Origin of the sequence: Azospirillum sp. B2RO_4, from assembly GCF_051124815.1 — a bacterium.
Taxonomy (GTDB): Bacteria; Pseudomonadota; Alphaproteobacteria; order Azospirillales; family Azospirillaceae; genus Azospirillum.
The window spans coordinates 610,668-625,706 of sequence record NZ_CP118485.1 but is presented as its reverse complement, the minus strand read 5'-3'; the positions used below and the strand labels follow the sequence as shown (position 1 = coordinate 625,706).

Sequence of the window (15,039 nt, the reverse complement as noted above, 5' to 3'; positions counted from 1 at the left end):
TCCTCACTCGGCGGCGGCGGCGGCACCGCGGCGGCGGGCGGCGGCCGACAGGACGGCCACGGCGCAGGACGCCAGACGGGTGCGCACATTGTCGGCGCGGCTGGTCAGGATGATCGGCACGCGGGCGCCCAGCACGATGCCGGCGGCATCGGCATGGGCCAGGAAGGACAGCTGCTTGGCCAGCATGTTGCCGGCCTCCAGGTCGGGGACCAGCAGGATGTCGGCCTGCCCGGCCACCTCGGACTTGATGCCCTTGGTGATGGCGGCCTCGCGGCTGATGGCGTTGTCGAAGGCCAGCGGGCCGTCGAGAATGCCGCCGGTGATCTGGCCGCGGTCGGCCATCTTGCACAGCGCGGCGGCTTCGAGCGTCGAGGGGATCTTGGTGTTGATGGTCTCGACCGCCGACAGGATGGCGACGCGCGGCACCTCGGTGCCCAGCACCTTGGCGAGGTCGATGGCGTTCTGGACGATGCTGACCTTGTCCTCCAGCGTCGGGTAGATGTTGATCGCCGCATCGGTGATCAGCAGCGGACGCGGGTAGGTCGGGACGTTCATGACGAAGACGTGGCTGAGGCGGCGGCCGGTGCGCAGGCCCGTCTCCTTCCGCACCACCTCGCCCATCAGTTCGTCGGTGTGCAGGCTGCCCTTCATCACCGCTTCGCACTCGCCGGTGCGGGCCAGCCGCACGCCGGTTTCGGCCGAGGCATGGCTGTGGGCGACGTCGACGATGCGGTAGCGGGAGATGTCCAGGCCGTACGTGTCGGCAACCGAGCGGATCTTGGACTCCGGACCGACCAGAACCGGGTCGATCAGGTTGGCCTCGGCAGCCTCGACGGCGCCACGCAGCGAGCTTTCGTCGCAGGGATGGACGACGGCGGTCGGCACCGGCGGCAGCGACTCGCACTTCTTCAGCATCAGCTCGTGGCCGTCATGGCGGATCACCTGCACCTGCGGCAGTTCCGCCGCGGCGCGGCGCACCTTCTCGGTCGGGGCGATCACCTCGGCGATGCCGGTCGCCACCGTCTTGCCGTCCTGGTTGGCGGCGAGGCAGTCGAAGACGACCGTCTTGCGCACCGCATCCTTGGACTTGGCGGTGACCGTCACGGTGACGATGTCGCCCAGCAGGACCGGACGCTCGAACCGCAGATCCTGGCCGACATAGACGGTGCCGGGGCCGGGCAGCAGGGTGCCGAGAACGGCGGAGATCAGCGAACCCGACCACATGCCATGCCCGACCACCTTGTGGTCGACGGCGTAATCCTCGTCCACATGGGACGGGTTGAGGTCGCCGGACACCGTCGCGAACAGCTCGATGTCGGACATGGTCAGGCGGCGCGACAGGCTGGCCTGCTGGCCGATGTGGATTTCCTCGAACGTGACGTTTTCGATCATGGGGCTGCCGTTCTTGCCGGTCGGAACGAGGCCGCTGCGACCCGCCGGGGCGGCGGAGGGGGCGGCGATGGCGGTGTCCATACTAGAATGCTCCTGAAAAGGATCGCGGCGCCCGACCAACGGACCCCGCCTCTTGGCGGCGGAAGCCCGAATGCCGGTGACCGGAACGGATGCCCCGTTGGAGCGGGGCATCCGTCGCGGCGGCAGGCCGTATCCTCCCAAGCCCGGTTCCCGTTGCCGTCGGCGCCCTTCGCGGGCATGCCATGGCGACGGGCCGGACTCCGTCTTGTTGGGTTCCGTCGAAGCGGAACCTTCACCCTCCAAGGATTATCCAAGGAGTGTGCTTGTGCGAAAGCAATAGCCCCTATGGCAAAGGGGCCCAATGACCTACATCAATAAAGTCGCCAAGCTATTGTTGCAGCTGGGTTACTGGGATCGTTTCGGTGCAGTGAGCAGCCGCAGCATAACCGAAACTTGCGCGGACGCGGACGGGAAAAGCGGACCCGCCGGCGGGACTGCCACCATTGCGCGCTGCGGCATGGGAGGGCGGGACGGGAGACCGGCGGCGCCCTACTCCGCGGCGGCGCAGCAGGAACATTCCTGCACGACCAGCGGGACGCTGACCGCGAAAACGGTGCCGCGCCCCACCCGCGACCGCACGGTGACGGGATGGTCCAGCATCTGGGACATGCGGCGGACGATGGACAGCCCCAGGCCCAGCCCCCGGCCGCTGTCGCGCTGGTCGGTGCCGCAGCGGTAGAAATCCTCGAAGATCGCGTTCATCTCCGCCTCGGCGATGCCGGGACCGGTGTCCCACACCTCGATGGACAGGCGGATGCCACCGTCAGCATCGGAGCGGCGACGGCAACCCAGCAGGATCCGCCCTTCGGTGGTATAGCGCAGGGCATTGACCAGCAGGTTGCGGACCATGCGCTCCAGCAGGATCGGGTCGCTCTGCACCCGGGCGGAACAGTCGACGGTCCGCAGTTGAAGCCCACGGTCGATCGCCTGGTCGCCGATTTCGATCGACAGCCGGGCGAGGATGTCCTGGACATCGAACTCCGCGACCCGCGGTTTGACGTTGCCGACCTCCAGCGCGGAGGTGTCGAGCAGGGTGGACAGCAGCGTGTTGCCGGCGGTCAGCGCCTCCCCCAGCTTGTTCGCCACCTCCACCTGCTGGGGATCGTCCAGCTTGCTCATCAGGATGTGGTGGAACAGGCTCATCGCCTGGAAGGGCTGGCGGAGATCGTGGCTGGCGGCGGCCAGGAAGCGGCTCTTCGCCTGGTTGGCCCGCTCCGCCTCGGCATGGGCGCGGGACAGCGCATCCCGGATCTCGACCGATTCCGTCATATCGATGGCGGCACAGACGACGCCGGCCACCGCCCCGGTCTCGTCGCGCATCGGCTCCACCGACAGGTCCAGCACCCGCCGGCTGCCGCCATAGGTCACCACCAGCTCGCAACGGGTGCCGGTGCCGCTTTCCATCACCGACCGCTTGATGGTCGACATGCGTGCCGCCTCGTCCATCGGGAACAGCTCGGCATCGGTCCGGCCGATCATCCGCTCCGGATGCAGGTCTGCGCGCGGGCAATAGATCCACAGATGCCGCAGGTTGCGGTCCTGGCTGAACAGTGAGACCTTCGAATAGCGCAACGCCAGCCGGAAGCGCTCCTCGCTCTCGCGCAGGGCGCGGGCCATGGCGGCACGGGCCCGCGCCTCGGTCCGCAGCAGGCGCTTGGTGCGCGCTTCCCGCAGCACATAGGCCGCGACGCCCGCGGTCAGGAGAATTCCGCCGATCAGCATGGTCCAGGCCAGCCGGTCGTCCGCGCTGAACAGGCGCGCCGCGTCCGGCAGCACGTAGAGCCGCCATACCCGCCCGGCGAAGGCGATGTCGCGGACGATGGCATGCGGCGCTGCGTCTCCCGTCAGCTGCTCGACGGTGAGGGGATCGACCGGCGGATGGGGCAGCTCCCCGGGGCGGCCGATCGCCCCTTCGGCAGCCAGCATCCGTGGCGCGCCCATACCCGGCCGGGCCGGCGGCTCCAGAAGATAGACGTCGCCGATGGAAATACCGACCCGGCGCACCGCATCCCGCAGCAGCTGCCCGATATCGAAACTGGTCCACAGGAAACCGGTCAGCAGATCGCAGACGATGGGCTCCACCAACCGGTCGGGATCATCTTCGACTTCGCGGGTGTAGACCGGCAGGTAGATCAGCACGGAACTCTCGCCCAGTTCCGCCCGCAGCGGCTGGCCTTCGGCGGCGGCGAGGCGGTTCGCCGCGCAGGACCGCACCAGCACATCGCGCTGGCCCGGAAGGCTGGCCATGTCGAGGCCGATCAGTCCGACGGCGGATCGCGGTTCGGCCAGCACATTGACGAACCGGTCGGCCGACATTCCGGCGGCGCCGTAGTCCGGACCGCGCCCGCCATCGGCATTGCGAACCGCGAACGACGTGTAGCCGGCCGAGCGCATGGCCCGCTCCAGCAGCGGTACGTTCCGTTCCGAAATCCGGCGCGCCCAGGCGACCGCCCGCAGATTGGGATAAAGCGGCAGCAGCGGTTCGGCCGCCGATGCGAAGCTCGCATCCGTCACCGGGGCGGGACCGGCCAGCGGACCGCTGAGCGCACGCAGCAGCATGCTCTGGCGCTCCAGTCCCGCCTTCAGCTCGTCGTGGAGTTGGATCGCCTGACGGTCGGCCAGGGCATGTTCGGCTTGGCTCGTTGCGCTGCGGATCAGCAGAAAGGCCGAAAGCGACAGGAACAGCCCGGTGACGATGATCACCGGCAGCGCCGCCGTCCCTCTCCCCGCCCGGTATCGCCGGTTCATTCGAACGCCCTCCGACCAATCCGTTCGAACAGTCGTTGCTCAAACCGGATCATAGCGAAGGAAAAGCATAAATGGGTATGTTAAAGTTTTCCATCAAACCAAAGAAAGAGATCACTCCACCGATAGGATGATGACAAGGAGCTTGCATTGCGAATAAACGTCGCAACCTTGTTGCATTTTGCCGCATCCCTCCAGCCTCTGTTTCAGAGTTGTCATTGCACTGCAGCAGAAAGCAGAAAGGTACGACGCTAAATATTCTGCATGCATTTCTCGAAGACCGGATTCGCGATCCTGATCTTTGTTATCAAAGGGGATCATGTCCGAGCAGGCGGACGACGGCGGCACGCAGAGCGAGCGGCGCGACCGGCTTGTGCAGCAGAGGGTACCCGGACAACCGGGCTTCGCGCAGGCGCTTGGGATCGGTGTCACCGGTCAGGATCATGCCGGGCACGGGACGGTCGAACAGCTTGGCGATCTGCCGGATCGCGACGATGCCGTTGGCAGCCCCCTTCAGCCGCAGATCGGAGATGATGAGGTCGAAGGGCTCCGGCGCCGGACCGATCCGTTCGACGGCCATGTCGTAGGATTCCGCCCCGAGAACGCTGCATCCCCATTGCCCCAGCAGCGCCTCCAGCGCGGCCAGCACCATGGGGTCGTCCTCGATCACCAGGATACGGGTGCGGCTGATGTCGGCGGTGCGGCTGTCCGGCACCGCGGCCGCGACGGTCTCCTCCCGGCCGGAGGCGTCGGCCACATCGACAGCCATTTCGACCGAGAGGGGAACCACGACGGCCATGACGGTGCCCCGCCCCTCCACGGCACAGACTTCCAGACCGAGACCGAGCTTCCGGGCAAGGCCGCGCACCAGGGTCAGGTCCAACCCCAGCGCTCCCGCCCCTTCCCCGGCCGGCTTCGCCAGTTCCGTCCGCAAGGCGGCCAGACGTTGCGGCGACAGGCCGCGGCCGCTGTCCCACAGCTCGATGCGCAGATGGTCGCCGCGCATGCGGCAGCCCAGCAGCACGCGGCCCCGGACCGTCCCGCGCAGGGCGTTGGCGATCAGGCCATGCAGCAGACGTTCGAGCAGCGCGGAATCGGTCCGCACCATGGCCGAACAGGGCATCACGGTAAAGCGCAGTCCGCGGTCGGCGAAACGCGGCGCCACCTCCAGCGCAAGGCGCATCAGCACGCCGTTGACCGCGTGGGTGCGGATGTCCGGTTCGGTCAGGCCGCTTTCCAGACGGACAAGGTCGAAATGGCCGTCGACCATGCTGCGCATCGATTCCACCGCCTGCGCCATCGAGCGCAGCAGGTCGCGATCCGGCGGGCCGTCGAGCTTGCCCCCCAGCCTGCCCCCCAGCCTGCCATCGAGCGTGCCGATCAGCAGCGACAGCGCCGCCAGAGGCTGGCGCAGGTCGTGGCTCGCGGCGGCGAACAGGCGCCCGGCAGGATCGCCCATCGGCGTGACCGCCGCCTTGGGGGAGTCCGATGACGGAGGAGCCCCGTCGAACCGCCACATCGCGCCGCCGCCGGCAAGCGGCAGGACCGTGCGCGGCGGCGCCACATTGGCCGACGCGCCGGAGGAGAGGTGGACGTTCAGATCATCGGCCGACAGGCCGATGGCCAATCGACCGGCAAGCGCCGGCAGGACCGCCGCCGCCGGGGTCCAATCGGTCAGCACTCCACCGGCACCGAACACCAGGAGGGCCGGCACCGCACCGTCGGCGTCGTCTTGGCTGCCGTTCACGGTCACACCTGCATCCCATGCGTCATGCTCCGACAGGACTCAACACTATGGAAGGTGCGGCCCGTTGCAAAGCCCGCCATTCGGCAGACTCCACGCGAAGATCACAACGGCGTCCTCAATCAAACCTTTTGTTGCTTTTTCGGCAAATCCTGAACATTGCTGGAGCATTCGAGCCCGGCTGTTACAATTCGACAAATATTCGATGACACTCCAAGCTCGGCCTTCAGTGTTTTTTAGGAATGGCCCGCAATGATGGCGGAATGGATTGCGACGCGCAGACTTGTGCCGACGGGGGGCATGGTAGAACCAAGACCGGGGATTTCCCTTCGGCGGATGCGCTGCTGCTCACCATGCTGCAACTGCCGGACGCCGTCGCACTCTTCAAGGCACATCATGATTGTACCGGCGCACTGACGGACCTGGAATGGCAGTCCGCCAATCCGGCGGCGGAGCGGCTGCTGGGTGTCGCCCCGCTCGCCGGCAAGCGGCTGCGCGGGGGTGGCACCGATGCCGCCTGCCCCGGGCTGTTCGCCGCGTTGGCCGATGCCCTGCACGGCCCGGTGGAGCGCACCGTCGCCGCCCGGCGGGGGACGACACCTGTGCGCTGGCGGGTGGCGGCCGGACCGGCTCCCGGCGGACTGTGCGCCATCCTGACCGATCTCGGCCCCGAGAACCCGTCCGTGGCCGAGGCGCTGGCCGAAAGCCTGACCGCGGCGCTGGAACACAGCGCCGAGAGCTTCGCCCTGTTCGATCATGCCGACCGGCTGGTCCACGCCAACGGCCGGCTGAAGAAGGACCTGCCCGATCTGGCCGACCGGCTGGTTCCCGGCGTGCCGTTCGAGGAGCTGGCCCGCGGCTTCGCCCTGGCCGATCCGCGCCTGACCACCGACGAGGAGCGCGCGGCCTGGATGACGGCACGGCTGGAGCGCCATCGCCGCCTGGAGCCGCCGGTGGTGGTGCCGCTGCCCGACGGGCGCTGGCTGCTCAGCCGCGAACATGCGGTGCCGGGCGGGGTGCTGGTCCATTACACCGACGTCACCACGCTGAAGCTGAACGAGGAGCGGCTGCGCGTTCGCGAGATGGAGGCACGGGCCGCCCGCGCGGAAGCGGAAGGCGCCAGCCGCGCCAAGAGCGCCTTCCTGGCCCAGATGAGCCATGAGCTGCGCACGCCGCTGAACGCGGTTCTGGGCTTCTCGGAGATGCTGCTGACGGAGCCGTTCGGGCCGCTGGGCAATCCGCGCTACCGCAGCTATGCCGGCGACATCCGCGATGCCGGCACCCACCTGCTGGCGCTGATCGACGACATTCTCGAGCTGTCGCGCCTGGACGGCGGCGGCATGCCGCTGGCGGAGGAAGGGGTGGATCTGGACACGCTGTCGCTGCGGGTCGTCACCGCCCTGCAGGAGGTGGCGGCGGAAGGCGACGTGCGCATGCGCCGGGAATTGCCGGCCGGCCTGCCGCTGCTGCAGGGCGACGCCCAGGCGCTGACCCAGATGCTGACCAACCTGCTGTCGAACGCCGTCACCCACACCCGTCCCGGCGGCGAGGTGGTGCTGACCGTGCATCTGATGCCCGACGGCGGGCTCGGGCTGATGGTGGCCGACACCGGCGTCGGCATCCCGACCGCCGATCTTCCCCGCATCCTCCACCCCTTCGAACCGTCGGACTCCACCATCGCCCGCAATTCCCGCGGGACGGGGCTGGGTCTGCCGATCGTCAAGCGGCTGGTGGAGATGCATGGCGGACGGCTGGAGCTGACCAGCCAACCGGGAGTCGGCACCGCCGTGGTGCTGGTCTTCCCCGCCGAGCGCAGCCTGCCGCGCGACCGCTGCCGTCCGGCCCCCCTGCCCCCGGTCGTTCTGCCGGGCTGATCGGGGTGGCCCCGGTCAGGCGACCTGAACTCACCGGCCATCTTTTGCCCCTTGGCGCCGACGCGCCGACAGGTCATTGTGGGGGCATGTTCCCTACCCGTTCCTGTTTCGATGGTGGCACCGCGCCATGAGCGACGATATTGCCGTTCCGGTTTCCGACAGCGGCTGCGGCCTCCCGGCCGGGGGAGCGCCGCCGATCTTCCGCGGCGTGCGGCGGGCGCTGGCTCTGCGCGGCTATGCGACCCTGACCGAGTTCCGGCTGGCAAGCGGCCGGCGAGCCGACGTGCTGGCGATCGACGAGGCCGGCAACATCCTGATCGTCGAGGTGAAGAGCGGCGTTCCGGATTTCCGCTCCGACCAGAAATGGCAGGAGTATCGCGACTGGTGCGACGCCTTCTATTTTGCCGTCGACGATGGGTTCCCGACCGAACTGATCCCGGAGGATTGCGGGCTGATGGTCGCCGACGCCTATGGCGCGGAGGTCCTGCGCGAGGCGCCGGTCGCCAAGCTGGCCGCCGCCCGCCGCAAGACCCTGCTGCTGCGCGCCGCAATGACCGGCGCCGGGCGCCTGCACCGGATCGAGGATCCGATGTTCACCCAGGCCTCGCCAACGGTCTGATCCCGCCGCTCCCCTGACCTTACCGGTGCACGGCGGCACGGAACCGGGTACACTGGGCAGCCACATCAACCAGGGAGAGCGGACCGGCATGACGGCGGACCGGACGGGCGGAGCACACCCCTTGCAGATCCTGCTGGCGGAGGACGAGACGGTCACCCGCCTTGCCGCCCGCGCCCTGCTGGAACGTGCCGGCCATCGCGTGGTGGCGGTGGAGGATGGTCCGGCCGCCGTCGCAGCGGCTGCGCAGGGCGGCTTCGACCTGATCCTGATGGATCTGGACCTGCCCGGCCTGCCCGGCGACGAGGCGGTGCGCGCCATCCGCCGCCGGCCGAACGGCGCCGCCCCGCGCATTCTGATGCTGACGGCCAGCGCCACCGCACAAGGGCATGCCCGCTGCGCCGACTGCGGCGCCGACGGCATGCTGACCAAACCGCTGCGGCTGGATGCCCTGTCCTTCCTGCCGGCAGACGGCCCGCAAGCCGCGCCGCCGCCAACAGACCCGGCCTTCGACGAGGGGGCGATCAGGACGATGCGGGAGATGCTGCCCGCCGCCCGCGCTGCCGAACTGCTCGACCGGACGGCTGCGGTGCTGGCGCAGCACTGGCAGGCGCTGGACGCCGCTGTGAAGGGCGGAGACCGGGAAACGGCCGGGGCGATGGCCCACAAGATCGCCGGCGTGTCGGGCCAATATGGCTGTCTGGCCCTGCGCCGGGCGGCCCGCGCCCTGGAGGCAGGCCTGCAGAAACCGGGCGCCGATCAGGCGCAGTTGGCCGAGGACGTGGCCTGCACACTCACTCCGGCCCTGGATTTCCTGAAGCGGTGCGCCGCCGCGGCGCGGGGGTGAGGACGGCCGGCAGCGGCTTCCGTCGTCAGCCCCGCTCTCCCGGCGACACGGCGACGCAATGGTGGCCGTGCTTGGTCAGAACGGCGCAGGCCTTGCGGGCGTCCTTCTCGTCCAGCCCGGTCAGGCGGGCACGGTAGACGGTCTCCTTGCCGGTCTTCGCCTGCACGACGCTGGGCTTGGCCGTCCTCAGCAGGAAGGGCGCCTGCTTGACCGCCTGGCTCACCGCCTTGTTGCCGGCCGCCTTGCTGGAGAAGGCGCCGACCTGGACACCCCAATGTGAAGCGGCACCGCCGCGGCTCGCCTTCTCCTCCTTCGCGGGCGCGACCGGGATCGCCGCGGTCTGCAGGGAGGCGCGGACCGGCTTGGCCTTCACCACCGGCTCCTCATCGTCATCCCCTTCGCCGTCGATGGCGTCGGAGCGCGTGGTGTCGAGGCTCGCCATCACCGGCGCGTCCTCGTGGCCCCGGCCGGGCCGGCCGAAGGCCTGATCGAGCAGGGCCGCCATCTTGTTGTCGCGCGACACGGCCGACTTGCCGCCCATCACCACGCCGACCAGACGCCGCCCGTCCCGCACCGCCGAGGCGGCGAGGTTGAAGCCGGACGCGACGGTGTAGCCGGTCTTGATGCCGTCCATGCCCTCGTAGCGGGACATCAGGTGATTGTGGTTGGCCAGGGTACGGCCGCCATAGACGAAGTTGCGGCGGCTGAAATAGGGGTAATATTTGGCATGGTCGCGCATCAGCGCGCGCGACAGCAACGCGTAGTCGCGGGCGGTCGTCACCTGCTCCATGTTCGGCAGGCCGGACGCGTTGCGGTAGACGGTGCGGCGCATGCCGAGTTCGCGGGCCTTGCGCGTCATCATCTCGGCAAAGCGCGATTCGGTGCCGCCCAGCGCCTCCGCCAGCACCACCGCGGCGTCGTTGGCCGACTTGGTGACGAGGCCGAGGATCGCCGTCTCCACCTTCAGGGTCTGGCCGGCGCGCAGTCCCAGCTTGGTCGGCGACATGCTCTCCGCCCAGGACGAGACCGGCAACTGCTGGTCGAGGGTCAGGCGACCGTCGTCCAGAGCGTCGAAGGTCAGGTACAGGGTCATCATCTTGGTCAGGGACGCCGGATGGGTGATCGCGTCGGCATCCTGGTCGATCAGCACCTGCCCGGTCCGGGCATCGACGACGATGGCCGCGGCCTTGGCCGCCAGCGCCTCGGCCGCGGACAGGCCGGACCCGGCAGCCACCATCCCCAGCAGCGCGGCAGCCGCGAACAAATGGCGCCCAACACCCGCCGAACTCCGCCCCCCGTTCGTGTCCGCCGCGCGAAAGGCGAACGGAAACAATCCGTTACGAACGGTGTTGCGCGTTACACTCATGATGGCCCCGCCAACCGCTAGATACTGGTGCTTGGTTCAATGGTAAATTCGTGCGAAATCAGTGTCTAGCATGAATTCGTTAATTTACTGCTTTGGCTTTTCGCAGTTTCTGTGGCCAAAATTGCGGGTCCTGCATGACGAGGGAAAGGACGGCGGACAAGGGCACGGCGAAAGGGTTACGGCAGGGGGGCAGACGGGGTACCGGCGCCCTCCGACAGGCCGAAGCCCGTCATCCGGGGCTTGCCGCAGCACCCGTTCTTCTCCACCTACCAGGGGCCGCAGACGCGAGGCAAGCGACAATGAGTCGTGGTCATCAAAGAACCGTTCCGGCCACAATTTCCCGCCATCGCCCGGCCCGACGAATTGCTCGGGTGGCGATAGCGGCGGCCATGGCCGTCCCCCTGCTGGCGCTCGCCGGCTGCGGCTCGGTGGGGCCGACCGACAATCCGCTGGCGCGCAAGCTGACCTGGTTCAGCTATCTCAACGGCGACGATCTGCGGTCGCGCTGCGGCAAGGACGGCGCCGACCGCTTCCGCCTGATCTTCAACGCCGACTACAATCGGCACGTGCGCACCTACGACGTCGTCGGCGACCCCGACCGCGGCGGTGCGGCGGTGGAGGCGCATGTGATCGAGGCGACCGACCTCGCCCGCATGACGCTGACCGACCCGTTCTCCGCGGCGCGCGGCCGAACGGCGACGCTGCAACTGACCGCCGCGCAATATGACAACTTTATCGGCCGCCTGCGCGACGACGGGGCGTTCGACCCGCCGCCCCAGGGACTGCGGCTGCCGTCCAACGGCTTTTATTGGCTGATCAACGGCTGCCGCGCCGGGCAGTGGTTCTTCACCGCCTTTCCCTACCCGTCCAGCCGCTTCACCGACGCCCGCTTTCCGGAGCTTCTGCGCGGCCTCGACCCCACCGGCGTCGCCTTCCCCGGCCTGCCGGAACCCGACGATGCGCCGCGCACCCTGCCCTCTTCCGGCCAGTTGGCCGACGGCGGGGTGTTCTTCGAGATTCAGGTCGGCCGGGAGGGACTGGTTGGCCCGACCGCCCCCTTCGGGGCGCTGCTGCTGAGCGCCCTTCCGGGGAACTGACGCCGGGCAGGTCTCCAGTCAGACCGCCTCTTCGGCGGGCTGGCGCGGACGCATCTCTTCGGGGACCAGCGTCTCGACCCAGGGGCCGTCCGGCATGCGGCGGGCCAGCTCCGTCAGGTTGCGGTTCCACCACTGGCGCTGTTCGCTGAGATCGTCATAGTCGTAGTTCGACTGGCGCCAGCTGCGCGACTCCGCATGGTAGGACACCATGTCGATCGGGAAGCCGACGTCGTTGGTGGAGAAGCGGGTGCTGTCGAAGGACAGATAGGCCAGCTTCAGCGCCGTCTGCATGTCGGTGCCGTAGGTCAGCGCGCGGTCCAGGATCGGCTTGCCGTAGGCGGTGGCGCCGATCGACAGGTATGGCGTGCGTTCGTCCACCTCGATCCAGTTGCCCTCCGGATAGACCAGGAACATGTAGGGTTCGCGGTCCTCGGCCAGCTGACCGCCGATGATGGCGTGCAGGTTGAAGTGCAGCTTGGACGCTTCCAGCGACTCCCGGTCCTCCGCGGCGACTTGCCGCAGGCAGGTGGTGAAGGCCGACACCGCGTCCAGCATGGTGGCATAGGCCTCGCCCCGGCGCTTCTGCATGTCGCGGCGCAGATAGGCCAGCGTCTTGTCGCGGACGCTGCGCAGGCCCGAGTTCATGATGAAGAAGCGGTCGCCGCCGCTGCCCATCATCGTCACCTTGCGGGCCGACGACAGTTGCGATCCGCTGGTGATCCGGCCGTCCGACAGACCGATCAGGCCGTCGCGGGTCTTGATGCCAAGGCAATAGGTCATGGTCGAAATGGTCCCGAAGATGCGGCCTGATGAAGGGAGGGCCCGGCGCGCCGCGTCCAAGCGCCGCACCTGACCAATGGCCGAGGCGAATCCCCTCCACGGCCACGCTACACTTGTCCCAGCGCCGGTAAAGTCTTCGTTAAGGACAGTCTCCTTCGGTGACTTGCCGCCGCCGCCACGATCGCCGCCTCCGTCCGCAACGAAGGCGGCGGTGGTGTCACAGGATCTTCACGCGTTTGGGGTAGGGTTCGGCACAACGGAGTAAGCCGCATACCCGCCGAACGGACTGTTGACACCGCGCAGAGCTTAGCCCATAAAACTCTTATATTGCAGTGCAGCATTTTCGGAGCCGATCCGCAGCCTCCCGGAAATCCGTGAGGACGGCTGCACAACGTAAAAAAACGCAACATACACCGCTGCCGGCCGGCTCCGCGCCACGCTTTGCGGCGGGCGGGTCCACTCTCCATACGCCGGCATCAGCCAGGAAGGAACGCGCGTCATGAACCAGTTTACGCCGAAGTCGCTCGAGAACGTCGCCGCCCAGGCCAAGGAGCAGTACGAGGGTCTGGTGAAGGCCGGCCAGGAGCAGACGGTCAAGCAGTTCGAGCAGACCGCGACCGCCGCCAAGGAGCAGTTCGAAAAGACTGCCGCCCAGCTGCTGAAGAGCTATGAGGACCTGCAGGCCACCGGCAAGGCCAATGTCGAGGCGCTGATCGCCAGCAGCACCATCGCCGCCAAGGGCGCCGAGGATCTGGGCCGCGAGGTCGTCGCCTATGGCCAGTCGGCGCTGGACAAGTCGATCACCACCGGCAAGGCCCTGCTGACCGCCAAGAGCCTGCAGGAAGTGGTGGAACTGCAGAACGATTTCCTGAAGTCGAGCTTCGACGCGATGCTGGCCGAGACCAGCCGCCTGCAGGAGCTGACCACCAAGGTCACCAACGAGGCGCTGGCCCCGCTGAATGCCCGCGTCACCGCGACGGTGGAGACCTTCTCCAAGCCGATCGCCGCCTGACCGGCACGAGCGGACGAGACCTGACGGCCGGGGTTCAGCCATGGACCCCGGCCCCGCAGACGGCCCGGCAACCTCCACGCGGTTGCCGGGCCGTTTTGCGTTCCGGGTTCCGCCTCCTGCACGCCGGCGGATTTTGTGCAGTGCACAATACCCATTGACTCCGCGCCCGGATTTCCTTACATTCGGCTTATGTTGCAGTGCAGCATAACTCGGGCGCCCGGTTCTTCGGGGTCCGAGGGACTCAACCCACTCCGCGCCCGGTCGCCGCATCGCCGGGGCCGCGCGGTTGACCCCTGAGAGAGCGCGAGGAGCATAGCCATGTCCGACCAGATCGCCGCCGTCACCAAGTCCGTCGAAGACGCCATCGCCACCGCCAAGCAGAACCTGGAAGGCCTTGTTAAGGCCCAGCAGGAGCAGATGGAAAAGGCCTCCGCCCAGGTGCTGAAGGGCTATGAGGAGCTGACCGCCCTCACCAAGGGGAATGTCGACGCCTTCGTGCAGTCCGGCACCGTCGTCGCCAAGGGCGCGGAAGAGGCCGGCAAGCAGGTCGCCGCCTTCACCCAGTCCTCGCTGGAGAAGAGCGTGTCGAACGCCAAGTCCATGCTGGCGGTGAAGACGATCCAGGAGCTGGTCGAGCTGCAGAAGGCCTACACCAAGGCCAGCCTCGACGCCTTCGTGTCCGAGAGCACCAAGATGCAGGAGCTGACCGTCAAGGTCGCCAACGAGGCGCTGGCTCCACTGAGCGCCCGCGTCAACGCCACGGTCGAGGTCCTGTCGAAGAAGCCGGTCGCCGCCTGATCGGCGCCCGCGGGCAGGGATTGATCCTGCCGGCTTGACCGGCGGTCACCCCATGCCCATCTGAACGACCGCATCGCAGCGGCCCGGCATCCCGGACAGGGTGCCGGGCCGTTTTGCGTCCGGAAGCCCCCCTACCCTGTCCTTCCACGTCGGCGATGCCGCACAATGGCTTAGGGTTTCCCGCCGATTGCGGTCCGAAGGCAAGCGGTGTCTCCTATTTCGGGGTATCGGAAGGCCGACCGGACCAAAGGAGGGTCTGCCAAATGGAGGGAGACCGAAAACGGCCCCTTCCCACCGCGCCCGAAATGACCATATCATTCACAGTGACAGTGCATCGCGATGACATTCGACTGGGACCATGGCCGACTCTGACAAGCAGGGCAACGACGGCACGAACAGCGGCGTGGTCGTAAAGGCCAAGCCGAAGACCAAAAAGCCGTCGATGTATAAGGTCTTGATGTTGAACGACGATTATACTCCGATGGAGTTCGTCGTTCTCGTTCTCGAACGCTTCTTCAGCAAATCGCGGGAGGAAGCGACCCAGATCATGCTGCATGTGCACCGGCGGGGTGTGGGGTTGTGCGGCGTGTTCACCTACGAGGTGGCGGAGACGAAAGTCACGCAGGTGATGGACTTTGCGCGCCAGAACCAGCATCCGCTGCAATGCACGTTAGAAAAGGATTAGAC

The 15,039-nt window shown here is 67.8% G+C and carries 12 protein-coding genes; 7 read left to right on the top strand and 5 right to left on the bottom strand.

Going from position 1 to position 15,039, the window contains the following annotated elements:
* Positions 1-3: 3 nt before the first annotated feature.
* The 3 genes from PWS46_RS02870 to PWS46_RS02860 all read right to left on the bottom strand — a co-directional run bounded on the left by PWS46_RS02870 (position 4) and on the right by PWS46_RS02860 (position 5,965).
* A complete protein-coding gene (locus tag PWS46_RS02870; RefSeq protein WP_434619883.1) occupies positions 4-1,392 on the bottom strand; it encodes a bifunctional enoyl-CoA hydratase/phosphate acetyltransferase in 1,389 nt (462 codons plus the stop codon).
* 570 nt (positions 1,393-1,962) lie between these two features.
* Positions 1,963-4,221 (bottom strand): ATP-binding protein, encoded by a 2,259-nt coding sequence (locus PWS46_RS02865; protein WP_434617769.1) that lies wholly within the window; start codon positions 4,219-4,221, stop codon positions 1,963-1,965.
* 304 nt (positions 4,222-4,525) lie between these two features.
* On the bottom strand, positions 4,526-5,965 hold the full coding sequence (locus PWS46_RS02860; RefSeq protein WP_434617766.1) for an ATP-binding response regulator: 1,440 nt from the start codon (positions 5,963-5,965) through the stop codon (positions 4,526-4,528).
* Positions 5,966-6,315: 350 nt separating this feature from the next.
* Between PWS46_RS02860 and PWS46_RS02855 the strand changes: the two genes are divergently transcribed.
* The 3 genes from PWS46_RS02855 to PWS46_RS02845 all read left to right on the top strand — a co-directional run bounded on the left by PWS46_RS02855 (position 6,316) and on the right by PWS46_RS02845 (position 9,299).
* Complete coding sequence (locus PWS46_RS02855; protein WP_434617763.1) at positions 6,316-7,836, top strand: ATP-binding protein; 1,521 nt, start codon at positions 6,316-6,318, stop codon at positions 7,834-7,836.
* 127 nt (positions 7,837-7,963) lie between these two features.
* Complete coding sequence (locus PWS46_RS02850) at positions 7,964-8,455, top strand: MmcB family DNA repair protein (protein WP_434617760.1); 492 nt, start codon at positions 7,964-7,966, stop codon at positions 8,453-8,455.
* A gap of 88 nt (positions 8,456-8,543) precedes the next feature.
* Positions 8,544-9,299: a response regulator gene (locus PWS46_RS02845; protein WP_434617757.1), complete on the top strand. Its 756-nt coding sequence runs from the start codon at positions 8,544-8,546 to the stop codon at positions 9,297-9,299.
* A gap of 25 nt (positions 9,300-9,324) precedes the next feature.
* On the opposite strand, the gene PWS46_RS02840 is transcribed toward PWS46_RS02845, so the two are convergent.
* Positions 9,325-10,563: a serine hydrolase gene (locus tag PWS46_RS02840; protein WP_434617754.1), complete on the bottom strand. Its 1,239-nt coding sequence runs from the start codon at positions 10,561-10,563 to the stop codon at positions 9,325-9,327.
* Positions 10,564-11,054: 491 nt separating this feature from the next.
* On the opposite strand from PWS46_RS02840, the gene PWS46_RS02835 reads away from it, so the two are divergent.
* Positions 11,055-11,762: a hypothetical protein gene (locus PWS46_RS02835; RefSeq protein WP_434617751.1), complete on the top strand. Its 708-nt coding sequence runs from the start codon at positions 11,055-11,057 to the stop codon at positions 11,760-11,762.
* An 18-nt stretch (positions 11,763-11,780) separates the two neighbouring features.
* Here the strand turns inward: PWS46_RS02835 and PWS46_RS02830 are convergent, their stop codons facing one another.
* The gene (locus PWS46_RS02830; RefSeq protein WP_149197482.1) at positions 11,781-12,542 is read right to left on the bottom strand and encodes a peptidase; all 762 of its coding nucleotides are present in this window, start codon (positions 12,540-12,542) and stop codon (positions 11,781-11,783) included.
* A gap of 499 nt (positions 12,543-13,041) precedes the next feature.
* On the opposite strand from PWS46_RS02830, the gene PWS46_RS02825 reads away from it, so the two are divergent.
* From PWS46_RS02825 to clpS, 3 genes are all read left to right on the top strand, one after another.
* Entirely contained in the window at positions 13,042-13,554 is a 513-nt protein-coding gene (locus tag PWS46_RS02825; protein ID WP_252137007.1) for a phasin family protein, read from the top strand.
* Positions 13,555-13,872: 318 nt separating this feature from the next.
* Entirely contained in the window at positions 13,873-14,352 is a 480-nt protein-coding gene (locus tag PWS46_RS02820) for a phasin family protein (protein WP_085088319.1), read from the top strand.
* 358 nt (positions 14,353-14,710) lie between these two features.
* On the top strand, positions 14,711-15,037 hold the full coding sequence (gene clpS, locus PWS46_RS02815; protein ID WP_014246998.1) for an ATP-dependent Clp protease adapter ClpS: 327 nt from the start codon (positions 14,711-14,713) through the stop codon (positions 15,035-15,037).
* The last annotated feature ends 2 nt before the right edge of the window (positions 15,038-15,039 follow it).